The 23,475-nt window shown below is 70.7% G+C and carries 20 protein-coding genes; all 20 read right to left on the reverse strand.

Translation table 11 applies throughout. The annotated features are described in order from the left end of the window. Nucleotides 1-131: 131 nt before the first annotated feature. The 20 genes from secG to metK all read right to left on the reverse strand — a co-directional run bounded on the left by secG (nt 132) and on the right by metK (nt 23,282). Nucleotides 132-371, reverse strand: a complete 240-nt coding sequence (gene secG / locus ACT3TD_RS07575; protein WP_301442881.1) for a preprotein translocase subunit SecG — start codon at nt 369-371, stop codon at nt 132-134. Between the two features lie 103 nt (nt 372-474). Then, nucleotides 475-3,228, reverse strand: a complete 2,754-nt coding sequence (gene ppc / locus ACT3TD_RS07580; protein ID WP_301442882.1) for a phosphoenolpyruvate carboxylase — start codon at nt 3,226-3,228, stop codon at nt 475-477. 99 nt (nt 3,229-3,327) lie between these two features. Further along, nucleotides 3,328-4,110 carry a triose-phosphate isomerase gene (gene tpiA / locus ACT3TD_RS07585; protein WP_301442880.1) on the reverse strand — a complete coding sequence of 261 codons (783 nt, stop codon included), beginning with the start codon at nt 4,108-4,110 and terminating at the stop codon, nt 3,328-3,330. Nucleotides 4,111-4,122: 12 nt separating this feature from the next. After that, nucleotides 4,123-5,334 (reverse strand): phosphoglycerate kinase, encoded by a 1,212-nt coding sequence (locus ACT3TD_RS07590; protein WP_301442879.1) that lies wholly within the window; start codon nt 5,332-5,334, stop codon nt 4,123-4,125. A gap of 172 nt (nt 5,335-5,506) precedes the next feature. Then, nucleotides 5,507-6,514, reverse strand: a complete 1,008-nt coding sequence (gap, locus tag ACT3TD_RS07595; RefSeq protein ID WP_301442878.1) for a type I glyceraldehyde-3-phosphate dehydrogenase — start codon at nt 6,512-6,514, stop codon at nt 5,507-5,509. Between the two features lie 77 nt (nt 6,515-6,591). Next, the gene (whiA, locus tag ACT3TD_RS07600) at nt 6,592-7,665 is read right to left on the reverse strand and encodes a DNA-binding protein WhiA (protein ID WP_301442877.1); all 1,074 of its coding nucleotides are present in this window, start codon (nt 7,663-7,665) and stop codon (nt 6,592-6,594) included. After that, a complete protein-coding gene (locus tag ACT3TD_RS07605) occupies nt 7,649-8,731 on the reverse strand; it encodes a gluconeogenesis factor YvcK family protein (RefSeq protein ID WP_301442876.1) in 1,083 nt (360 codons plus the stop codon). The genes whiA and ACT3TD_RS07605 overlap by 17 nt, the downstream gene beginning before the upstream one ends. Then, complete coding sequence (rapZ, locus tag ACT3TD_RS07610) at nt 8,728-9,672, reverse strand: RNase adapter RapZ (RefSeq protein WP_301442875.1); 945 nt, start codon at nt 9,670-9,672, stop codon at nt 8,728-8,730. The genes ACT3TD_RS07605 and rapZ overlap by 4 nt, the downstream gene beginning before the upstream one ends. A 9-nt stretch (nt 9,673-9,681) precedes the next feature. Continuing rightward, the gene (uvrC, locus tag ACT3TD_RS07615) at nt 9,682-11,802 is read right to left on the reverse strand and encodes an excinuclease ABC subunit UvrC (protein ID WP_441579433.1); all 2,121 of its coding nucleotides are present in this window, start codon (nt 11,800-11,802) and stop codon (nt 9,682-9,684) included. Between the two features lie 19 nt (nt 11,803-11,821). Next, the gene (locus tag ACT3TD_RS07620) at nt 11,822-12,367 is read right to left on the reverse strand and encodes a PH domain-containing protein (protein ID WP_441582932.1); all 546 of its coding nucleotides are present in this window, start codon (nt 12,365-12,367) and stop codon (nt 11,822-11,824) included. A gap of 45 nt (nt 12,368-12,412) precedes the next feature. Further along, nucleotides 12,413-12,895 (reverse strand): 6,7-dimethyl-8-ribityllumazine synthase, encoded by a 483-nt coding sequence (gene ribH, locus ACT3TD_RS07625; protein ID WP_301441917.1) that lies wholly within the window; start codon nt 12,893-12,895, stop codon nt 12,413-12,415. Between the two features lie 25 nt (nt 12,896-12,920). Then, the gene (locus ACT3TD_RS07630) at nt 12,921-14,171 is read right to left on the reverse strand and encodes a bifunctional 3,4-dihydroxy-2-butanone-4-phosphate synthase/GTP cyclohydrolase II (RefSeq protein WP_301441920.1); all 1,251 of its coding nucleotides are present in this window, start codon (nt 14,169-14,171) and stop codon (nt 12,921-12,923) included. A 74-nt stretch (nt 14,172-14,245) separates the two neighbouring features. Next, the gene (locus ACT3TD_RS07635) at nt 14,246-14,866 is read right to left on the reverse strand and encodes a riboflavin synthase (protein WP_301441916.1); all 621 of its coding nucleotides are present in this window, start codon (nt 14,864-14,866) and stop codon (nt 14,246-14,248) included. 89 nt (nt 14,867-14,955) lie between these two features. Then, nucleotides 14,956-16,053, reverse strand: coding sequence for a bifunctional diaminohydroxyphosphoribosylaminopyrimidine deaminase/5-amino-6-(5-phosphoribosylamino)uracil reductase RibD (gene ribD / locus ACT3TD_RS07640; RefSeq protein WP_441579435.1), 1,098 nt, complete (start codon nt 16,051-16,053; stop codon nt 14,956-14,958). Then, complete coding sequence (gene rpe / locus ACT3TD_RS07645) at nt 16,050-16,736, reverse strand: ribulose-phosphate 3-epimerase (RefSeq protein WP_301441914.1); 687 nt, start codon at nt 16,734-16,736, stop codon at nt 16,050-16,052. Before rpe ends, ribD begins: the two co-directional genes overlap by 4 nt. Nucleotides 16,737-16,783: 47 nt before the next feature. Continuing rightward, entirely contained in the window at nt 16,784-18,349 is a 1,566-nt protein-coding gene (locus tag ACT3TD_RS07650) for an RsmB/NOP family class I SAM-dependent RNA methyltransferase (RefSeq protein WP_441579436.1), read from the reverse strand. Beyond that, a complete protein-coding gene (gene fmt, locus ACT3TD_RS07655; protein ID WP_301441912.1) occupies nt 18,349-19,389 on the reverse strand; it encodes a methionyl-tRNA formyltransferase in 1,041 nt (346 codons plus the stop codon). The genes ACT3TD_RS07650 and fmt overlap by 1 nt, the downstream gene beginning before the upstream one ends. Next, nucleotides 19,386-19,889, reverse strand: a complete 504-nt coding sequence (gene def / locus ACT3TD_RS07660; protein WP_301441911.1) for a peptide deformylase — start codon at nt 19,887-19,889, stop codon at nt 19,386-19,388. The genes fmt and def overlap by 4 nt, the downstream gene beginning before the upstream one ends. Nucleotides 19,890-19,916: 27 nt before the next feature. Continuing rightward, entirely contained in the window at nt 19,917-21,938 is a 2,022-nt protein-coding gene (locus ACT3TD_RS07665; protein ID WP_301441919.1) for a primosomal protein N', read from the reverse strand. An 81-nt stretch (nt 21,939-22,019) separates the two neighbouring features. Beyond that, nucleotides 22,020-23,282, reverse strand: a complete 1,263-nt coding sequence (metK, locus tag ACT3TD_RS07670; protein ID WP_441579255.1) for a methionine adenosyltransferase — start codon at nt 23,280-23,282, stop codon at nt 22,020-22,022. Nucleotides 23,283-23,475 lie beyond the last annotated feature (193 nt).

Genomic DNA, 23,475 nt, shown 5'->3' on the forward strand with positions numbered 1-23,475 from the left:
GCTTCGACGACACCGACGACACAGACGCCGACACCGAGGACCCTGCCGACGAGGACTGACCCCCGCGCACACCAAAGCCCCCGCACCACCAAGGTGCAGGGGCCGGACGTGCGGGCCAGCTACAGGCCGGATCAGCCCACGTTGTAGTGGACGACCAGGTTCAGTCCGATGATGGCGGCGATCCAGATCACCGCGGTGGTGACCGTCAACCGGTCGAGGTTCTTCTCCACCACCGTGGAGCCCGACAGGCTCGACTGCATACCGCCACCGAACAGGCTGGACAGGCCGCCGCCCTTCCCCTTGTGGAGAAGAACGGAGAGTCCCAGAATGAGGCTGGTGACCACCAGAAGGATCTGGAGGGTGAGAACCATGCGAACTGCCTTACGTCGGTCGGGGCCATGCGATAACCACACCATCATAGCCCACCGCCGGACATCGTGACACCCACGACACCCCGCACCAGGCACACGGGCCCTAGCCCGAGTTGCGCAGCCCCGTGGCCAGCCCGTTCATGGTCAGGCGGATGCCGTCGAGCACGTCCTCGCTGCGGTCCCCGGCACGGTAGCGGCGCAGCAGCTCCAGTTGCAGCAGGTTCAGCGGCAGCAGGTACGGGAACCGGTTGCGCACCGACATCGCCAGTGCAGGGTTGTCGGTGACCAGGCTGTCCTGCCCGGTGACCTTCAGGCACATGTCCAGGGTGAGGTGGAACTCGTCGACGATGGTGTCGTAGATGCGCTCGGCGTCGGCGGCGTCGGGCACCAGGCCGGAGTACAACTTCGCCACGGACAGGTCGGCCTTGGCCATCACCTGCGCCATGTTCGACAGGACCGAGCGGAAGAACGGCCAGGATCGGTGCAGCTCCTGCAGGTACGCCAGCTTCTCCCCCGACTCGTCCTCGCCGACCCAGTCGCGCAACGCCGAACCCACGCCGAACCAGCCGGGCAGCATGATGCGCGACTGCGACCAGGACAGCACCCACGGGATCGCGCGCAGGTCGGCGATGCTGCTGGTCTGCTTGCGCGAACTCGGACGCGAGCCGATGTTCAGGTTCCCGATCTCCGCCAGCGGTGTGGAGGAGGTGAAGTAGTCGATGAACCCGTCGTCCTCGTGCATCAGCGTGGCGTAGGCCTTGCGGGACAACTCGGCGATCTCACGCATGGCGGCGTAGGCGTCGTCCGGGTCGTCGATGCGGTCGACGGGGAGCAGGCTGGCCTCCAGTGTCGCCGACACCAGCGCCTCGAGGTTGCGGCGCGCCACCGAGGGCACCCCGTACTTCGCGGAGATGATCTCTCCCTGCTCGGTGATGCGCACGCTGCCCTGCACCGCGCCCTCCGGCTGGGCGAGGATCGCCTCGTGGCTGGGGCCGCCGCCGCGTCCGACGGTGCCGCCGCGCCCGTGGAACAGGCGCAGGCCCACCCCGGCGTCCTTCGCCGCGGCGACGAGCGACAGTTCCGCGTCGTAGAGGCCCCAGTTGGCGGCGAAGTAGCCGCCGTCCTTGTTCGAGTCGGAGTAGCCGAGCATGACCTCCTGCACACCGCCACGCTGGGCGACGTAGTCACGGTAGAAGCCGTGGCCCCACAGCTGCGCCATCACCGACGAGCCGTTGGCGAGGTCGTCGATGGTCTCGAACAGGGGGATCACGTCGATCCCGCCGGTGACCTCGCCGTCGGTGACGTCGATCAGGCCGACCTCCTTGAGCAGGATCATCGGCTCCAGGATGTCGGAGACGCTGGACGCCATGGAAATGATGCAGTGCGGCACGGCGTCGGGACCGAAGCGGGCGACGGCGGCCGCCGCGGAGCGGAAGATGCCGAGCTCGCGCTCGGTCGCCTCGCTCCACGTGGCGCGCGGGTCGGTCAGCGGACGCGGTGAGTGCAGTTCGCCGGCGAGCAGCTCGACGCGGGCGTCCTCGTCCAGCGTGGTGTAGTCGCCGACCACACCGGCCCGGGCGAAGATCTCGGTGAGGATCGCCTCGAAGCTCTCGGAGTTCTGTCGCAGGTCCAGGCTGCTCAGGTGGAAGCCGAAGGACTGGGCGGCGGCGATGACGGTGCCGAGACGGTGGTCGGCGATGAGGTCGTCGGCGCTGGCTCGCAGGGAGGCGTCCACGGTCTCCAGGTCGGCGAGGAACTCGGTGGCGTCGGCGTAGGGCTCGTGCGGTCCGGCGGTGCGGTCCGGGTCGACGGCGTCGCTGAGACGGGCGGCGGCAGTGGCCGCGATCCGTCCGCGGATGCCGTGGGCGGCCCGACGGTAGGGCTCGTCGACGCGGGACGGGACGTCGTTGTGGCCGCGGTCCGCGAGCTCGTCGAGCTCCGGGGTGGCCGAGGTCAACCGGCTGGACAGGCTGAGCTCGTGCTCCAGGTCGTGCAGCTGCGCGAGGTACCAGTCGAAGACGGTCTGGGCGGCACGCGAGGACGCGTAGTCCACCGTCTCACCGGTGACGAAGGGGTTGCCGTCGTGGTCGCCGCCGATCCAGCTGCCGGGGCGCACCACCGGGGTGGCAGGGACGTCCTGTCCGTAGCGTTCCCGCAGTTCCACGGTGACGCGCCGGTTGATCTGCGGGATCTCCTGCAGCAGGCTGATGGTGAAGTAGCGCAGGCCCACGTTGATCTCGTCCTCGATGCGCGGGCGCACCGAGCGGATCAGGGCGGTCTGCCACAGGATGGTCACGCGGCGGCGGATGTCGCGGTCGATGCTCGCCAGCCGGTCGTCGCTGCGGGCGGTGCGCCCGGCGTTGAGGATGTGGCCGCGCTTGCGCATCAGGCGGGTGATGTCCCACTGGACGTCGAAGACGGTGCGCCGACGCGTCTCGGTGGGGTGCGCGGTGAGTACGGGCGCCACGTAGGCGGACTCCACGACCTTCGAGACCTCCGCGGCGCTGACCTCGCCCTCGTCGAGGGCCTTCCAGGCGGCCTGCAGGGTGGCACGCGGCGGGGCGGCACCTTCATCGGCCAGGCGCTCGCGCAGGCGCTCCTCGTGCAGGTCCTCGGCCAGGTTGGCCAACAGGGCGAAGTGGGAGAAGGCCCGGATTACGGGCAGTGCCTTGTCCGCGGAGAGGTCGCGGAGCCGGTCGGCGAGGTCGGCGACGTCGCCGTCACCGTGGCGGATGGAGAACGCCGCCTGCCGGGTCTCCTCGACGAGGGCGAAGACGTCCTCGCCCTCCTGGTCGCGGATGACGTCGCCGAGGATGGAGCCGAGGTAGCGCAGTTCCTGACGCAGACCCGGCACGATCTCCGGCTCGTCCCGGTCCGGTGGGACGACGGGGATGGCGGTGCCGGGGACCGTGGTGTCGGACTCTTCAGTGGGGGATGTCATTCCCCCATTGTGCCTCTAGCCGGCGGCCTTTGCAGCGGCCGCGCACAGTCGTGCGAAATCCTCGCCGTCGAGGCTGGCCCCGCCGACGAGTCCGCCGTCGACGTCGGCCTGGCCGACGATCTCGGCGACGGAGTCGGTCTTCACCGAACCGCCGTAGAGGATCCGGACGCCGTCGGCGGTCTGCTGGTCGGCGAGCTCGGCGACGAGCACGCGGATCGCGGCGCAGACCTCCTGCGCGTCGGACGCCGAGGCGACCTTGCCGGTGCCGATGGCCCACACCGGCTCGTAGGCGATGACCACGTTGGCCAGGTCGGACGACGACAGACCGTCCAGGGAGGCGCGGGTCTGCGCGACGACGTAGTCGACGTGCTCACCGGACTCGCGGACCTCCAGCGGCTCGCCGACGCACACGATCGGCGACAGCCCGGAGCCCAGCGCGGCCTTGGCCTTGGCGGCCACGGTCGCGTCGTCCTCCCCGTGGTACTGGCGACGCTCCGAGTGGCCGACGACGGCCCAGCTGCAGCCCAGCTTGGCCAGCATCGGGGCGGAGACCTCGCCGGTGTAGGCGCCGGACTCGTGGACGGAGACGTCCTGGGAGCCGTAGGTCAGCGGGATCTTCTCGCCGTCCACGACGGTCTGCACGCTGCGGATGTCGGTGAACGGGGGGATCACGGCGACGTCGACGTGCTCGTAGTAGTCCTTGGGCAGGGCGAAGGCGAACTTCTGGACGACCTGGATGGCCTCCAGGTGGTTGAGGTTCATCTTCCAGTTGCCGGCGATGAGCGGGGTGCGTGACATGGTGGGTACTCCTCAGTTCTCGAGAACGGTGATGCCGGGCAGTTCCTTGCCCTCGAGGAACTCGAGGGAGGCGCCGCCGCCGGTGGAGATGTGGCTGAAGCCGTCCTCGTCGAGGCCGAGGGTGCGCACGGCGGCGGCGGAGTCGCCGCCACCGACCACGGAGAACGCGCCGGCGGAGGTGGCCTTGATGATCGCCTCGGCCAGCCCACGGGTGCCGTCGGCGAAGGCGGCGAACTCGAACACGCCCATCGGGCCGTTCCAGAACACGGTCTTGGCGGCACCGAGGGTCTCGGAGAACGCGGCCACGGAGTCCGGACCGATGTCGAGGCCCATCTGGCCGTCCGGGATGGCGTCGGCGGCGACGGTGGTGGCCGGTGCGTCGGCGGCGAACTCGGGGGCGACGACGACGTCGGACGGCAGGGCGATGACGTCACCGAAACGCTCGAGCAGGTCGCGGCAGGTGTCGATCATGTCCTCCTGCAGCAGCGAGCTGCCCACGGAGTGGCCCTGGGCGGCGAGGAAGGTGAAGCACATGCCGCCGCCGATGATCAGCGTGTCGACCTTGGGGGCGAGCGCCTCGATCACGCCGAGCTTGTCGGAGACCTTCGAGCCGCCGAGCACCACGGCGTAGGGCTGGGCCGGGTCCTCGGACACGGTGCGCAGGACCTCGAGCTCGGACTGCACCAGACCGCCGGCGTAGTGCGGCAGCAGGGCGGCGACGTCGTAGACGGACGCCTGGCGACGGTGGACTACACCGAAGCCGTCGGAGACGAAGGCCCCGTTGTCGCCGGTGAGCGCGGCGAGCTCGGCGGCGAACGCCTGGCGCTCGGCCTCGTCCTTGGAGGTCTCGCGGGCGTCGAAGCGGACGTTCTCCAGCAGGAGGATGTCGCCGTCGTTGAGGCCGTTGGCACGCTCGTGGGCGTCCTCGCCGGTGACGTCCTGCGCCAGCGGCACCCACTGGTCGAGACGCTCGGCGAGGGCCTCGGCGACGGGGGCGAGAGAGAACTCGGGGTTGACCTCGCCCTTCGGGCGGCCGAGGTGGGCGGTGACGATGACGCGGGCACCGGCGTCGACGAGGCGGCGCAGGGTGGGCAGCGAGGCGTCGATGCGGCCCGGGTCGGTGATGTCACCGTCCTTGAGGGGCACGTTCAGGTCGGCGCGGACGAGGACGTGACGTCCTTCGACACCGTCGGCGATGAGGTCGTCGATGGTCTTCACGGTCATGGCTCAGTCTCCTGTGGATAGGTGGTTGACGGGGATCGTTCGTGAGGGGTGGAAGAAATGGTGGCCGGACGGGAGCAGACAGGGTGACGGCGGGTCGGCATGTGCCGACCCGCCGTGGGACCGGTGGAACCGGCCGGTACTGCTCCAGACTACTGGACCACCCGGAGGTGGATCAGAGACGCTCGCCCACGTAGGCGGCGAGGTCCACGAGGCGGCGCGAGTAGCCCCACTCGTTGTCGTACCAGGAGACGACCTTGACCTGGTTGCCGATGACCTTCGTCAGACCCGAGTCGAAGATCGAGGAGTGCGAGTCGCCGACGATGTCGGTGGAGACCAGCGGCTCGTCGTCGGAGTAGGACAGCACGCCCTTGAGCTCACCCTCGGCGTGCTTCTTGATGGCGGCGTTCACGGCCTCGACGCTGACCTCCTTGGACGCCTCGAAGGTCAGGTCGGTGACCGAGCCGGTGGGCACGGGCACGCGCAGTGCGTAGCCGTCCAGCTTGCCCTTGAGCTGCGGGAGCACCAGGGACACGGCCTTGGCCGCACCGGTGGAGGTCGGCACGATGTTCAGGGCCGCGGCGCGGGCGCGACGCAGGTCCTTGTGAGGTGCGTCGTGCAGACGCTGGTCGCCGGTGTAGGCGTGGATGGTGGTCATCAGACCCTTGACGATGCCGAACTCCTCGTCGAGGACCTTGGCCATCGGTGCCAGGCAGTTGGTGGTGCACGATGCGTTCGAGATGATCGTGTGCGCCGCCGGGTCGTAGTCGGTGTGGTTGACACCGACGACGAAGGTCGCGTCCTCGTTCTTCGCCGGGGCGGAGATGATGACCTTCTTCGCACCCGCGTCCACGTGCGCCTTCGCGGCGGTGGCGTCGGTGAAGAAACCGGTGGACTCGATGACGATGTCGACACCCAGCTCGCCCCACTTGAGGTTCTGCGGGTCGCGCTCGGCGGTGACCACGAGACGCTTGCCGTCGACGGTGATCGACTCCTCGTCGTAGCTGACCTCGGCGTCCAGACGACCCAGGATGGAGTCGTACTTCAGGAGGTTGGCCAGGGTCTTGTTGTCGGTGAGGTCGTTGAAGGCGACGACCTCGAGGTCAGCCCCGCTCTCGCGGAGTGCCCGGAAGAAGTTGCGGCCGATCCTGCCGAACCCGTTGATTCCTACCCGTACCGTCACGGTAAAGCTCCTGTTCTCGATGAGTGGTGAGTTGCCGTTGTCCAGAGTACAGCGGAATCCGGCGCCCCGCCGTGGAGCTATTCCGTGCCCTGATCCTCCGGGGTCAACCGCTTATCTTCGGCGTCGGCGGGGTCCCCCGTACCGTCCAGATCTTCCATGTCGTCCATGTCATCGAGGTCGAAGATGTCGTCGGTGACCGCGGCGTGGGTGTCGGGGATGCCGACCTCGCCGGCGCGCTGGTCGGCCATGGTGAGCAGGCGGCGGATGCGTCCGGCGACGGCGTCCTTGGTCATCTGGGGGTCGGCGAGCTGGCCGAGTTCCTCCAGCGAGGCCTGCCGGTGCTGCACCCGCAGCGTGCCGGCCTGCACGAGGTGGTCGGGCACGTCCTCGCCGAGGATCGTCAACGCCCGGTCCACCCGGGCGGCGGCGACGACGGCGGCGCGGGCGGACCGGCGCAGGTTGGCGTCGTCGAAGTTCGCCAGCCGGTTGGCCGTGGCCCGGACCTCGCGGCGCATGCGCTGCTCCTCCCAGTCCAGCCGGGTGCGCTGCGCACCCATGCGGGTCAGCAGGTCGCCGATGCTCTCCCCGTCGCGGATGGTCACCCGGATGATCCCGCGGGTCTCCTTCGTCTTCGCGGTGACCCCGATCCGGCGTGCCGCCCCGACGAGCGCCAGGGCCGCCTCGTTGCCGGGCGTGGTGACCTCCAGGGAGGACGAGCGGCCCGGCTCGGTCAGCGAGCCGCGGGCGAGGAACGCGCCGCGCCAGGCGGCGGTGCACTGCTCGGCGGTGCCGCCGATGATGTAGGGCGGCAGACCGCGGACGGGACGTCCGGCACGGTCGATCAGCCCGGTGCGGCGGGCGAGTTCGGTGCCGCCCTCGGCCCAGCGCAGGACGTAGCGCGAGGAGGTGCGCAGGTTCCCTCCCCCGACGACCTGGATCTCGGCGGTGAGGTCGAAGAGCTCCTCGACGAAGCGGGAGACGCGGCGCGCGGTGGCGCCGTTGTCGACCTCGGCCTCGACGACGATGCGTCCGGCCACCAGGTGCAGGCCCGCGCAGTAGCGCAGTAGGCCGGACACCTCGGCGGTCATGACCTCCGGCCGGGTCTCGTTGACCCGGGCCAGCTCATCCTTCACCTCAGACGTCAGTGCCACTGTGGCTGTCGCCCCTTTCCTCCGGGTGCCCCGGCTCGTCGTGTGTTCCGGGTGATCCTACCGTGGGGGTGGCGGTGCGGTCCCAGTCGGCGAGTTCACGCAGCACCCCGGCGAGCTTGGCCGAGGAGTGCCGGTCGGTCCACCGGCCGCGGTCGTCGTCCTCGCGTACGTCGCGGTAAAGCACGGTGGCGCCCAGCCGGGCGGCGGCGCGTTCCATGTGGCGGCGTTCATTGCCGGGCAGCAGCACGGAGGTGTCGACCACCACCACGTCCATGGTGAGGGTGGGACAGTGCTGCAGCAGCATGTGGATGTGGCGTTCCATGGAGAACCCGCTGGTCTCCCCCGGCTCGGCGACGAGGTTCATGATCACCGCGCGGGTGGCGGTGGTCTCGGCCAGCGCCTCGACGATGCCGGGCATCAGCAGGTGCGGGATCACCGAGGAGAACCAGGAGCCCGGGCCCAGGGTGACCAGGTCGGCGTCGAGGATGGCCTGCACCGCCTCCGGTGAGGCCTCCGGGTTCTGCGGGATCAGCCGGACGCGACGCACCTGCCCCAGGGTGGACGCGACGGCGACCTGCCCGCGCACGGAGTTGACCTCGCGCGGGTCGTCGCCGATGCCCTGGACCTCGGCCTCCAGGTCCAGCGGCTCCGGCGACATCGGCAGCACCCGGCCGCGGATGCCGAGCAGGTCGCTGAGTTCGTCGAGCGCCTCGATGCTGGAGCCCAGCACCTCCGACAGCCCGGTGAGCACCAGGTTGCCCACGGCGTGGCCGGCGAGAGCGCCGTGCCCGGAGAAGCGGTGCTGCAGGGTGCGTTCCCACAGGTGCCCGCGCGGGGTGTCGCGTACCAGGGCGGCGAGCGCCATGCGCAGGTCCCCCGGGGGCAGCGAGCCGAGCTCGCGGCGCATGCGTCCGGACGAACCGCCGTCGTCGGCGACGGTCACCACGGCGGTGACGTGCTCGGCCGCGGCACGCGCCGAGCGCAGCGTGGCGAACAGGCCGTGGCCGCCGCCGAGGGCGGTGATGCGGTCAATATTCATTTCAGCCGTATCGTTCAACTCGCTCATGCCGAGGCCCCCTCTCCGGTGGCGGTGCGGCCGGGACGCCCCGGCTCCAGGTCGCGGTGGACGGTGCGGACGTCCAGCTCCGGGTTCGCCGCCAGGCGCGCGGCGAGCGCCTCGGCGACCGCCGGGCTACGGTGCTGGCCACCGGTGCAGCCGATCGCGACGGTGAGGAACCGTTTGCCCTCCCTGCGGTAGCCGGGCAGCGCGGTGGACACGAGGGTCTCGACCGCGTCGAGGTAGTCGGAGGCCTCCGGGCGGGACAGGACGAACTCGGCGACCGGGGCGTCCAGCCCGCTGTAGTCGCGCAGGTTCTCGTCCCAGTACGGGTTGGGCAGGAAGCGGGCGTCCAGCATCACGTCCACGTCGTTGGGGATGCCGTTCTTGAAACCGAAGGACTGCACGGTCACGTGCTCACGCCGGTCCGACAGCGCCTCGAAGTAGCCCTCCATGCTGCGGCGCAGGTCGTGCACGCTGGTGCCGGAGGTGTCGATGACCAGGTCGGCGCGCTGACGGATGCCCTCCATCATCTCGCGCTCCCGGTCGATGCCGGCCTGCAGCGTCTCCCCGTCCTGCAGCGGGTGGGTGCGGCGCACCCGGCCGTATCGGCGGATCAGGGTGCGGTCGTCGGCATCGAGGTAGAGCACCACAGGCCGCCGGCCGGACTCGTGCAGGCTGGAGAGCACCTCGGTGAGCGAACCGACGAAGTCGCGCGAGCGTACGTCGGTCACCACGGCCAGGCGCTCGACGGGCGAGTCAGACTCGAAGCTGAGCTCGACCATGCGCATGATCAGTTCCGGGGGCAGGTTGTCGGCGACGTACCAGCCCATCTCCTCCAGGACGGTGGCCGCCTCCTTGCGGCCGGCGCCGGACATCCCGGTGATGAGGACCAGCGACGCCTCCTGCCGGTCAGGTCGCGTTCCCGTGTCTCGGGTGGCATCGTTCATGCCACGATTCTAGACCGAAGACTCCGGTGGTGTCTGCCGCTCCAACGCCGCCACGATGGCCTCGGCGAGTGCCGGCCCGAAGCCTGGCACCTGGGTGATGCCCTCCACCCCGGCCTCCCGGACCTTGGCCACCGAGCCGAAGGTCTTCACGAGCTCGGCCCGACGCTTCGGACCCAGCCCCTTGACCTCGTCGAGGGCGGAGCGGGTCATACGTTTACCGCGACTGGAGCGGTGGAAGGTGATGGCGAATCGGTGCGCCTCGTCGCGCAGTTGCTGGATCAGGTACAGCGCCTGGGAGTTGCGTGGCAGGATCACCGGGTAATCGTCGCCGGGCACCCACAGCTCCTCCAGCCGCTTGGCCACCCCCACCAGGGTGACGTCGGTGACGCCCAACTCGTCGAGTACCTCCTGGGCCGCGTTGACCTGGGGCTTGCCGCCGTCGACGACGAAGAGCTGCGGCGGATAGGCGAACTTCTTCGACCCGGCCTCGGCCTGCTCCACGGTGACCTCGCCGTCCAGCAGGTCGCCGCCGTCGTCGCCCTCGGGCACGGCGGTGCGGTCCTTGTGATGGCGTTTAAAACGGCGCCGGACGACTTCAGCGATCGAGGCGACGTCGTCGGAGTGCCCGTCGCCGGCGGCCTCGCGGATGCGGTAGCGACGGTAGTCGGACTTGCGCGGCAGGCCGTCCTCGAAGACCACGAGGCTGGCGACCACGTCGGTGCCCTGGATGTGGGAGATGTCGGTGCACTCGATGCGCAGCGGGGAATCGTCCATCCACAGCGCCTCCTGCAGTTCCTGCAGGGCCGCCGAGCGGGTGGTCAGATCGCCGGCGCGGGCGATCTTGTGCTGGCGTAACGCCTGGGTGGCGTTGGTGGTGGCGGTCTCCATCAGCGAGCGCTTGTCGCCGCGCTGCGGGACGCGCAGGGTGACCCGGGCACCGCGCAGGACGGTGAGCCAGTCGGTGAGCCGCTCCCGGTTGGTGGGCAGGACGGGCAGCAGGATCTCGCGCGGCACGGGCTCCAGGGCCACGGCGTCCGGCTCGGTGCCGGTGCCGGTAGCGCCGACGCTACTGCCGGACGCGACGTCGGCGCGCGAGTTGCCGCCGACGGCGGACTCGGTGGCGTTCGCGAGTTCGGCGTTCTCCCCGTAGAACTGGGTGAGGAAGTCCTCCAGCAGCGTGGGCCAGCCGTCGGCCTCTGAATCTTCGGCGTCTCCAGCGTCGCCAGCCTCACCAGCATCGTCGGTGGACGCCTTCTTCTCCACCACCCAGCCGCGTTGGCCGCGGATGCGTCCGCCGCGCACGTGGAAGACCTGCACGGCGGCCTCGAGTTCATCGCTGGCCACGGCGACGAGGTCGGCGTCGGTGTCGTCGGAGAACACCACGGACTGCTTCTCCACGGTCTTCTCCATCGCCCCGAGCTGGTCGCGCAGGGATGCCGCGCGTTCGAAGTCGAGGTCGGCGGCGGCGTCCGTCATCTCGCCGCGCACGTCGCGGATCACCCGGTCGGTGTTGCCGCCGGCCAGGAAGGAGCAGAACTCGTCGACGAGTTCGCGGTGCTGCGAGGGCGACACCCGCCCCACGCACGGTGCCGAACAGCGGTCGATGTAGCCGAGCAGGCAGGGCCGTCCGAGCTGTTCGTGGCGCCGGTACACCCCGGTGGTGCAGGTGCGCACCGGGAACACCCGGGTCAGCGACTCCAGGGTGTCGCGGATGGCCCAGGCCTTGGGGTACGGGCCGAAGTAGCGCACGCCCTTCTTGCGCGGGCCACGGTAGAGGAACGCCCGCGGGTAGGTCTCCTTCACGCTCACGGCGAGCATGGGGTAGGTCTTGTCGTCCCGGTACATCACGTTGAACCGGGGGGCGAACTTCTTGATCCACGTGTACTCGAGGTTCAGGGCCTCGATCTCGCTGCCCACCACGGTCCACTGCACGTGGTCGGCGGTGTGCACCATGGTGCGGATGCGCGGTTCCAGGTGCCCGGGGTCCTGGAAGTAGTTCGACAGGCGGGCGCGCAGGTTCTTCGCCTTGCCGACGTAGATCACCCGGTCGTCGGCGTCACGGAACGTGTAGACCCCCGGACTGGTGGGGATCGTGCCGGGGGCGGGTCGGTAGGAGGCGGGGTCGGCCATGGACTCGGAGCCTACTCCCCTACTCGTCGGGCATGTAGCGGTCCTCGAGGACGCGGAAGTCCTCCACCTTCCTGGCGATCGTGGACCGGTCGGCGACCTGGAAGGCCATCATCGGCACGAACTCGAAGTCCGGCAGCTCGAGGCGGGCCCAGCGGGCCTTACGGGGGAAGGACAGGCCGTGGATGATCGACCAGTGGTAGAACTGGGCGCCGAAGATGTTGCGGACCTCCACCCCGTCCTCGTTGACGCGCACCCGGGGGCGCAGCAGCATCAGCACTGCGGCGGAGATGATCACGCCGATGCCGATGAACGCCCACTGGTCCACGCTGCTGACCGTGGCGCCGGTGTCCCCCACCCCGGAGACGACGGCCATGAAGACGTGCACGGCCATGACCACGACCGCACCGATGACCGCCCACCACCGCAGGCTGGTGGAGGTGACGGTCAGCAGCCACTCCGGACGGCCCGCGCGACCGGGGGTCGCGCCGGTGGCCGTGCTATCCGCCGCACGGTCTACCGCGCCGTCGGCCACAGTGGACTGGGACACTGATTCAGAGCTGCTCACGGGTCACCAGCCTACCCCCGGGCACGGACCACGACGAAACCGTGCTCAGCGTGCCGAGCGGATGTCGCGCAGCACCAGCAGCGAGTGCAGGACGGCGCGGGCGGCGTCCGCCCCCTTGTCCTCCACGGCCCCGTCGCCGCCGGCGCGGGCGACGGCCTGGGCCTGGTTCTCCACGGTGAGCACACCGTTGCCGACGGGTTTTCCGCAGTCCAGGGAGACGCGGGTCAGCCCGTAGGTCACGGCATTGCACACGTGGTCGAAGTGGGCGGTCTCCCCACGGATGACGCAGCCGTTGGCGACGACGGCGTCGAAGTTCTTCGCCGCCTCCGCGGCCACGACGGGCAGTTCGACGGCACCGGCGACGCGCCACTGTCCGACGTAGGCTCCGGCCTGGCGCAGGGCGGTCACGGCGTGCTCGTGCAGCCGGTCGGTGACTTCGGCGTTCCAGGAGGCGGTGACCACGGCGATGCGGTAGCCCGCCCCGGCGTCGCGGGTGAGGGTGATGTCGGCGAGTCCGTCCGAGGGCATGGGTGGCTCCTTAGGAGTGTGGTGGCTAGTGGGCGGCGGGGGTCAGCGAGTCGATCTGGTGGCCCATGCGGTCACGCTTGGTGCGCAGGTAGGCCTCATTCTCCGGGTTGGCGGGCAGCTCCACGGGCACCCGGCGGGTCACGGGGATGCCGTGGCGTTCCAGGTCGAGGCGCTTGCCGGGGTTGTTCGACAGCAGGGCCACCGAGCCGACGCCGAGGTCGCGCAGGATCTGGGCGGCGGCGCTGTACTCGCGCGAGTCCACCGGCAGGCCCTGGGCGGTGTTGGCGTCGACGGTGTCCAGCCCCTGGTCCTGCAGGTTGTAGGCCTTGAGCTTCGGCACCAGGCCGATGCCGCGGCCCTCCTGGCCGCGCAGGTACACCAGTACCCCGCTGCCGGCCTCGGCGATGCGGTCCAGGGAGGTGGACAGCTGCTCACCGCAGTCGCAGCGCAGGGAGCCGAAGATGTCGCCGGTGAGGCACTCGGAGTGGATGCGCACCAGGACGTCCTCGGCGCCGTTGAAGTTGCCGGTGTCTCCGGTGTCTCCTGTGGCACCGGCAACCAGTGCGACGTGCTCGACCCCGTCGATCAGGCCGTTATAGGCCACGGCGTGGAAGTTGCCGTAGCGGGTGGGCAGCCGGGACTCCACGCTGCGGGCCACCACCGGGGTGTGCACGCGGCGCCAGTCGGCGAGCTGCTCGATGGAGATCAACGACAGGCCGTGCTCGTCGCAGAAGCGGCGCAGCTCCGGCAGGCGTGCCATGCCGGTCGGGTCCTCCTCGGAGACGACCTCGCACAGCACACCGGCCGGACGCAGCCCGGCGGCGCGGGCGAGGTCCACGGAGGCCTCGGTGTGCCCGCCGCGTTCGAGGACCCCGCCCTTCTTCGCCCGCAGCGGCACGACGTGCCCGGGACGGTGGAAGCTCTCGCGGGTGGACGTGGGGTCGGCGAGCAGGCGCAGGGTGCGGGCACGGTCGGTGGCGCTGATGCCGGTGGTGATGCCCTCGGCGGCGTCGACGGTGACGGTGTAGGCGGTGCCGCGGACGTCCTCGTTGCGGGCGACCATGGGCGGCAGCCCGAGCCGGTCGGCCTCACTGTCGGGAACGGCGGCGCAGATGTAGCCCGAGGAGTGCCGGACGGTGAAGGCCACGGTCTCGGCGGTGGCGGTCTCGGCGGCGAAAATGATGTCGCCCTCGTTCTCCCGGTCCTCGTCGTCGACGACGACCACGGGCTTGCCGGCGGCGATGTCGCTGATGGCGTCCTCGACGGGGTCGAGCAGGCTGCCACGGTCGCCGGACTGGCTCCGGTCCGAGCTGGAGCCGTGGGTGCCGCTGGTGGGGTTGGTGAGGTCGCTCACTGGGCGTCTCCTTCTGCCTGGGACAGTCGTTCGAGGTACTTGGAGAGTACGTCGCACTCGATGTTGACGGTGTCGCCGGTCTTGAGGTCGCCGAGCATCGTCTCGGCGAGGGTGGTGGGGATCAGCGAGACCTCGAACCAGGGGTCGCTGACGGGCCCGACCTCAGCCACGGTGAGGGAGACACCGTTGACGGCGATGCTGCCCTTCTTGGCGACGTAGCGCGCGAGCTCGGCGCTGGCGCCGGTGAGTTCGAAGCGGAAGACCTCCCACTCGCTGCCCGGGGTGCGGGAGATGAGCTCGGCGGTGCCGTCGACGTGGCCCTGGACGATGTGGCCGCCGAGACGCCCGCCGGCCGGTGTGGCGCGCTCCAGGTTGACCCGGTCACCGGGGTGCGCGGCACCGAGGGCCGTGTAGTCCAGGGTGACCTTCATGCAGTCGGCCCAGAAGCCGGTGGAGTCGAACTCGGTCACGGTGAGGCAGACACCGTTGACGCTGATGGACGCCCCGTGGGTGGCGTCCTGCAGGACGTGGCTGCAGGCGATGCGGATGCGCTGGGCGTCTTCGGTGCCGTCTACCTCGGCGACCGTGCCCGTCTCCTCGACGATTCCGGTGAACATAACTGTTCAGTGTAGGACAGGTACCGGGGTGCTTGTGAAGCGGGGCACAGGAGCTGCACCGTGCTCCCGGAGTCACCGAAGGATCGGGTTCAGTTGCGCGTTGTCACGATCAGCACATCCCCGCCGATGGTCTCTGCCGACCTCAATGTGAACCGATGGATGCCGGCCATCGTGGTCGTCGCACCCTGCGGTGCCACGACCGCCGGCAAACCCGCCCCCAGTAGTGCCGGGGCGGTGTACGCCTCCACCGCGTCCACCAGACCGGCCGCCACGAATGCCGCCGTCAGGTGCGGGCCGCCCTCCACCAGGACATCCACCACGCCCCTGCCCCACAACTCCTCGAGTACCACAGGCAGGTCGCGCGTCTGCAGGTGCAGGGCAGGACGGATCGACGCGTCCCCGGCCAGGTCCGAGGTTCCCACCACGATCCGCAGCGGCTGGTGGTCGTACAGGGATCCGTCCGCCCGCCGGGCGGTGAGGCGTGGATCATCCGCGACTACCGTCCCCGTCCCCACGAGGATCGCGTCTCGGCGCGCACGGTCACGGTGAACCCGTTGGCGGGCAACCTCGCCGGTGATCCACTGCGACGTGCCGTCCGTGGCCGCGGCGAAACCGTCCATCGTGGCGGCGTACTTCAGCGTCACGTGCGGCCGGCCCAGGCGCTGTGCCGCCAACCACGGCTCCACGCTGAACACCGGCACTCCCGCCAAGTTCCCGGTGTCTCCCACCAACGGTCCGATGACCTCTACCCCGGCGGCGCGGAGATACTCCGCTCCCCCGCCCTGTGTCTCACCCGGGTCGGCGAAGACGAACACCACGCGCGCCACGCCCGCCGCCAGCAGTGCCTGACTGCACGGACCCGTGCGTCCGGTGTGGTTACAGGGCTCCAGGGTCACCACGGCCGTTCCCCCACGCGCCCGCTCCCCCGCGGCGGTCAGAGCGTTGACCTCGGCGTGGGCACCACCGGGAGGGCTCGTCGCCCCGACACCGACAACAGTCCCCTGGGCGTCCAGCACCACCGCGCCGACCGGCGGGTTCGGCGAGGTCGTCCCGCGGACCTCCTGGCCGGCGGCGTCCGCCTGCAACACCGCGGCGGCCAGTGACTCGGCCTCCCAGGACTCTGCAGGCTCCCCGGCACCTGCCTCGGCGAGCAGAGCGGACAGCCGGTCGACGAGCGGGTCCGTCATGCCCCGGCGACCGCCTGCGCGGCAGTGTTCCGCAGCTCGGTCACCCGGGCTTCGGGATTCTCTGCCCCGAACACGCTCGAGCCGGCGACGAAGACGTCCACCCCGGCCTCGGCGCTGACGCCCACCGTGTCCGGCCCGATGCCGCCGTCGATCTCCACAAGGGTGTCCAGCACGTCGGCGTCGATACGGGCACGCAGGGCACGGACCTTGTCCAGCACCTCAGGCATGAAGGACTGCCCGCCGAAGCCCGGCTCCACACTCATCACCAGCACCGTGTCGAAGTCGGCGAGGTGGTCCAGCAGCGGTTCCACCGCGGTTCCCGGCTTGATGCTCACCCCGGCCCTGGTGCCCGCCTCACGCAACGTGGCGGCCAGGGCGACCGCGGCCTCCACGTCCGCCACGGCCTCCAGGTGGAAGGTCACGTTGCCGAACGCGGCGTAGTCGGATGCCCAGCGGGCCGGGTCCTCGATCATCAGGTGCACGTCCACGAAGGTGTCCGTGGAGCGGCGCACAGCGTCCGCCACCGGCAGACCGAAGCTCAGGTTCGGCACGAAGTGCCCGTCCATCACGTCGATGTGCAGCCAGTCCGCCCCCGGAACCAGGGCCACACTGCCCCTGATGTCCGCGAAGTCGGCGGCGAGGATGGACGGGGCGATCTGGGGCTGACGGCGCGCAGGACTCATGGCACCCACTCTAGTCGGGACGGCCGCTGAGATGTCCCCGAGGTGTGTCAGGGCCGCCGCAGCACCGCGAAGAACATCGCGTCGGTACCGTGACGGTGCGGCCACAGCTGCACGAACGGACCCGAGACGTCCTCCAACTCCGGGAACAGTGCGGTGGCGTCCTCGATGACCGCGCCGGTCTCCTCGGCCACCGCGCGCACCACCGCGCTGGTCTCCGCCGGGTGCGGCGAGCAAGTGGAGTACACCGTCACCCCGCCCGGCGCCGTCGCCGACACCGCCGAGCGCAGCAGGTCACGCTGCAGGGTGACCAGCGGGGCCACGTCCTCGGCCGACTTGCGCCAGCGCGCCTCCGGACGCCGACGCAACGCGCCCAACCCCGTACAGGGTGCGTCCACCAGCACGCGGTCGAAGCCGACACGTCCGGCATCGGAATCCTGCGAGCCAGGCACCTCGAGCCCCTCGACGCCGGCCAGATCACGGCCGTCGCCGAGGTGCACCGACACCGGCAGCCCCTGCGTGGCCTTGCGGACCAGCTCCGCGCGGTGCGGGGCGGACTCGACCGCGTCCACCCGTGCTCCGTCGCCCATCGCCCAGGACGCCAGGAACGCCGTCTTGCCGCCCGGCCCCGAGCACAGGTCCAGCCACCGGCCCTGGTCGCCATCCACCTCGGCGCGCAGCATCGCCAGGGCGATGAGCTGGCTGCCCTCGTCCTGCACCGAGGCCAGCGACTCCTTCACCGGCTCCAGCTTTCCCGGGTCGCCCTCGGAGAGGTACACCGCGTACGGCGACCACCGACCTTCCTCACCACCGGTGACCAGGGCGAGTTCCTCGGCAGTGATCTGGCCCGGACGCGCCGCCAGATGCACCAGCGGACGCTCGTCGTCGGCGGTCAACGCCGCCTCCAGCTCAGCGGCAGGCTCACCGGCGGCCCCGCCGAGGGCGGTGTTGAATACCTCGGCGATCCACGTCGGGTGGGCGTAACGCAACGCCAGGGCGTCCACCGGGTCGGTGAACCCGGCGGTGACGGTACCCAGCCACTCCTGCGGCGTCGAGCGGGTGATCCGGCGCAGCACACCGTTGGTGAAACCGGCGGCCTTCTCCTCACCGTTGGCCTTGACCAGCTCCACGGTGGTGTTCACCGCCGCATGGTCGTCGACACGGGTACGCAGCACCTGGTAGGCACCCAGGCGCAACGCGTCCAGCACCGTCTCGTCGATGCGTCCCACCGGGCGCCCGGCGGCCTCGGCGATCACGGCGTCCAGCAGGCCCTGGGCACGCAAGGTGCCGTAGGTCAGCTCGGTGGCGAAGGCGGCGTCGCGCCCGCTCAACCCGGCCGAGCGGATCACCCCGGGCAGCACCAGGTTGGCGTAGGCGTCCTGCGAACTGACCTGGCGCAGCACGCCGAAGACCGCGTCGCGCACCTTGTCGCCCGAGCCGCGCTTGCCCTGCTTCTCCCGCTGCTCCACCACGTCGCGGTGCTCCTGGCGGTGCGACTCGCTGCGCCGCCGGTAGCCTGACTGACCACCCTGACGGTGGTCGCCGGACGTCTTCTTCTGACCCGGACGCTGCTTCGGGGAATCCCCCGACGTCGACCGTGCGCGGAAACCTGCCATCAGGACTCTCCCTCTGCTGCGTGCTGCTCTAGCGGACTCTCGAATGTGGCCGGGGACGTGGCCGGGGATGCGGACGGGGATACCTCGAACAGGTCGCCGCGGCCACGGGCCCAGTCCGCCGCGACCATCATCTTCTTGCCCGGCGGCTGGATCCGGGTGATCTCCAGGACGCCGTCGCCGGTGCCCACGACCACCGCGGCCTTCGTGGCGCGCAGCTCACCGGGGGCCAAACGTGCGTCCTCGCTGTCGTCCTCGCTCGAGGGCACCGGAAGCATCAGGCCCAGCTTGTAGCGCTCGCCGTCGAGCACCGTCCACGGACCCGGCGCCGGGGTGTGCGCACGCGCGGTACGCTGCACCACCGCCGCCGGACGCCGCCAGTCCACCCGCGCCTGCGCGCTGGTGATCTTCGACGCGTACGTCGAGCCCGTCTCGTCCTGCTCCTCGGCGACGACCTCGCCGGAGGCCAGCCCCGACAACGTCCGGGACAACAGCACCCGACCCGAGTACGTCAGTCGTGTCAGCAGGTCGTCGGCGGTGTCCTCCAGCCCGATCGTCTCGGTGACCTCACCGGTGACCGGGCCGGCGTCCAACCCGGGAACGATGCGGAACGTCGAGGCACCCGTGGTGGTGTCACCGGCGGCGATGGCGGCCTGCACCGGTGCCGCACCGCGCCAACGTGGCAGCAGGGAGAAGTGCAGGTTGATCCACCCCTGCGGGAAGATCCCCAGCACGTCCTGCGGCAGGATCTGCCCGTAGGCCACCACCGCCACGGCCTCCGCACCGTCGGCGGCGTAACCGCGCAACGTCTCACGCACCTCCTCGGCGTCCTCGTGCCCCGGCTTCAACGAGGCGAACTTGTGCACGGGCACACCGTGGGCCGTGGCAACCTCCGCCACCGCCGAGGGGTGCAGCGTGCGGCCACGTCCACGCTTGGCGTCCGGCTGGGTCAGTACACCGACGACCTCGTGGTCGGACTCCTCCAGCAGGTACTCCAGGGTCACCGCGGCAGGCTCGGGCGTGCCGGCGAAAAGGATCCTCATCGGTTGAACCACTCGCTTCCCCGGATCTCACCCATCACCGCGCGACGCTCCGCCGGCTCCATGCGCTGGAAGAACATCACCCCGTCCAGGTGGTCGGTCTCATGCTGCACGCAGCGGGCCATCAGCCCGTCGACCTCGCGGTCCACCGTGGCCCCGTCCACCGTGGAACCGGTGAGACGGACCCGTTCGAACCTGGTCACCGGGCCGCCGGTCTCGGGAACCGACAGGCACCCCTCCCGCGCGGTCTGCTCGTCCTCGCCGACGGCGCTCCACACCGGGTCGATGACGTGGCCGCGGTCGCCGTCGCAGTCGTAGACGAAGATCCGGCGGGTCAGGCCCACCTGGTTCGCCGCCAGACCGACTCCCCCGGCGGAGTCCATGGTCTCCAGCATGTCGTCGATGAGGGTGGGCAGGGAGTCGTCGCCGGTGGGGTCGCCGACCGGGTCCGCGACAGTGCGCAGGACCGGGTCGCCGAAGAGACGGATGTCGAGAACGGTCATGGCGTCACAGTCTACCGCCAGGCCCGGCTACCCCACCCGCACCGGGTCGACGACGATGCGCAGCGGGTCGGACTGGCGGCGCGTGGCACGCAAAGACAACGCCGCGCGCAGCGACGCCCCGAGCATCTCGGCGGTCCCACCGGGCTCGACGGTGACCGGGACGCGGACGATCAGCCGGCGCGCGGTCGCCGCCTCCGGCTCGCCCAGCCCCGCCGGTCTGCGCACACCCGGCGGCAATTCCACCGGGCCGAGGCGTTCGACCCCGCCGAGCTGTTCCGGCGGCGCCCAGGCGTCCTCGAACTGCTCCAGGGACGTTGGCGTGCCGTCCACCGCGACCAGCGTCACCGCCGGGGGGAAGGACGCCTCGCGCCGTCCTGCCAGCTCGCGGGCGGCCGCGCCCTCCGGGTCCCAGCGGATCAGGGCCTGCACCGTCGGGTCGTCCGGTGCGACGGCGACGACCATCTCGCCGCCGGACTCGCGCGGCACCGCCAGACACGCCGCCTCCATCCACTGGCGCAGCGCGGCCTCCCCGGCCCGCAGGTCTTCACGGCCCAAGGTGAGCCAGGTGTCCAGCACCAGCACCGCGCCGTAGCCGCCGCCGTCCTCCACCACCGGCTCCGAGCCCGGGGTGGCGACCACCAGGCCCGCCTTGTCCGGCACGTGGGTGCGCATCTGGCCGCCGCCGGAGACCACCACCGGCACCCCGGTGAAGGCCCGGCCCAATTCCTCGGCGGTGCGCTCCTGGCCCACCACCGACATGCGCAGGGCGTGCCCGCCGCAGGTCCCGCAGGTGAACTGGCCCTCCAGTGCACCACACCAGCGGCAGCGCGGCACCGAGGACCCGTCGGTGCCGGTGGGGCCGGCCGGCAGCTCCAGGGGGCCGTTGCAGCGCCGGCACCGCGCGGGCGTCCGGCACGTCGAACACGCCACCGCCGGGGCGTAGCCACGCCGCGGCACCTGCACCAGGCAGGGCATGTCGGCGTCCAGGCTCCGTCGGATCGCCTTGAGCCCGGCCGAGGGCAGACGGGAGTGCGTGGCGTGGGCGTCGTGGATGTCGTCGAGGGCATGGATCCACGGCATGCGGGCACGCAGGGACTCCGGCAGCGGGCGCAGGGTGGGGGTGAAACCCTCCTCCACCCAGCGCTGGATCTCCGCCGAACGGTGTGCCCCGCCCACGAGCAGGCCGGTCTCCTCCAGTTCCGAGCGCAACCGCAGCACCTCACGGGCGTGCAGGTAGGGCGAGCGCGGGTCCACCAGGTTGTCGTCCGCCTCGCCCAGCAGCACGATCAGGCGCAGGTCGGCGACCGGGGCACTGGCCGCCGACCTCGTGCCGACCACCACCCGGCCCTGGCCCGCCAGCACCGCCAGATAACGGCGGTAACGTGCCGCCGGGCCGACCTTCGCGCTGAGTTCGGTGATCTGCGCCGCGGACAGGAACACCCGCAACGCCGCGACGACCCGGTCGACCTCCCGCTGGTTCGGGGCCACGACCAGCACCCCGCCACCGTTCCAGGCGACCGACGCGGCGGCCTCTGCCACCCGCGCGGCCCAGTCCTCCCCCGGCGTCCACAGCCAGGACGCCCGGGCGGCCCGGCCGTCGAGCACCGCACCTAGGAAACTGTCGGCGTGGCGGTACCCCGCCCAGCCCGACGCCGCGGCGGTACGCGGGGCGGCGACGAGATCGTCTCGGGCGACCAGCGGGCCGTAGAGCTCCTCCCAGTCCACCCCACCACCGAAGAGCCCGTCCTTCTCCGCCGAGGCGTGCCGCGACGGCACCAGCGCGCGGATCACGTCCGAGCGGGTGCCGGCGTAGCGGTCGGCGAGATGGTTCACCAACGACCAGATCCGCGGCGGCACGACCTGCAACGGGCTGATCACCCGGTTCAACGGGGCCAGGGTGCCCACGTGGTCGGTGGTGCGGCGGCGCTCCACGAGCAGGGCGTCCACCAGACGCCCGGCGAAACGCACCCGCACCTTCACCCCAGGGCGCGCCTCGGCGTCCAGCTTCGCCGGCACGGCGTAGTCGAACAGCCGGTCCAGGTGCGGCATGCCCAGCAACGGCAGGACGCGGGCGACCGGGTCGTCCACCTCCCCCTCAGCCGGGCCGGTCGGGTCGGCCACCGGTTTTCCCTACTGTGCCGCGTTCTGGGCCGCATTCTGGGCGGCGGCGGCCAGGGCGTCGGCGCGCTGCGTGCTCTCCCACGGCAGGTCGATGTCCGTGCGGCCGAAGTGACCGTAGGCGGCGGTCTGCGCGTAGATCGGACGCAGCAGGTCCAGGTCGCGGATGATCGCACCGGGGCGAAGGTCGAAGACCTCGCTCACCGCCTGCTGGATCTGCTCGTCGGTCAGCCCGCCGGTGGCGGTGCCGAAGGTCTCCACGTACAGGCCCACCGGGCGGGCACGGCCGATGGCGTAGGCCACCTGCACCTCCGCACGGTGCGCCAGGCCCGCGGCGACGATGTTCTTGGCCACCCAGCGCATCGCGTAGGCCGCCGAGCGGTCCACCTTGCTCGGGTCCTTGCCGGAGAACGCCCCGCCACCGTGACGGGCCATGCCGCCGTAGGTGTCCACGATGATCTTGCGTCCGGTCAGCCCGGCGTCGCCCATCGGCCCGCCGAGGATGAACGACCCCGACGGGTTGATCAGCAGGGTCAGCTCGCCGGTGACGAAGTCCTGCAGGCCGGCGTCCTCGATGACCCAGTCGACCACGTTGGTGCGCAGCTGCTCGGTGAGCTCGGCCTGGGTGATCTCCTCGTCGTGCTGGGTGGAGATGACCACGGTGTCCAGGTGGGAGGGGCGGCCCTCGGCGTCGTAGGCGAAGGTGACCTGGGTCTTGCCGTCCGGACGCAGGTGGTTGACGATGCCCTCCTTGCGCACCTGGGTCAGCCGGCGCGACAGGCGGTGGGCCGTGGCGATCGGCAGGGGCATCAGCTCCGGGGTCTCGTCCGAGGCGTAGCCGAACATCAGGCCCTGGTCGCCGGCACCGGCCTGGTCGACGTCCTCGTACTTGTCTCCCTCCGCGCCGCTGCGAATCTCGTGGGAGGTGTCGACGCCGTCGCCGATCTCCTGCGACTGCTCGCCGATGGCGATGTTGACGCCGCAGGTCCGGCCGTCGAAACCGACGGAGGAGGAGGTGAAGCCGATGCTCAGCAGGGTCTCACGGACCAGCTTCGGGATCTCCACGTAGGCGTCCGTGCGGACCTCGCCGGCCACGTGCACCTGGCCGGTGGTGACCATCGTCTCCACCGCCACGTGCGAGAGCGGGTCCTTGGCCAGCAACGCGTCGAGGATCGTGTCCGAGATCGCGTCGCAGATCTTGTCGGGGTGGCCCTCGGTCACCGACTCACTGGTGAACAGGCGGGGACGTGCGGAGGAGGGGGTGCTCTCTGTCATGGACTTCGCTGACTTCCTGACTTGTCTTCGAGATGGTGTCTTGGGTGGACCTCGGGGCGAGATCCTGCTCTGTTTCTGTCGTACGTGACCGTGGTGCGCGCCCGAACGTCACCATCCTAGACCAAGCAGTCTGTAAAGTGGTGGCGGCGGGTGTCGGAGGGCACCCGGTATGGCGCCTGTGGGGCACCCGGTG

This window comes from Corynebacterium sp. AOP36-E1-14, from assembly GCF_052377495.1.
Classification (GTDB): Bacteria; Actinomycetota; Actinomycetes; order Mycobacteriales; family Mycobacteriaceae; genus Corynebacterium.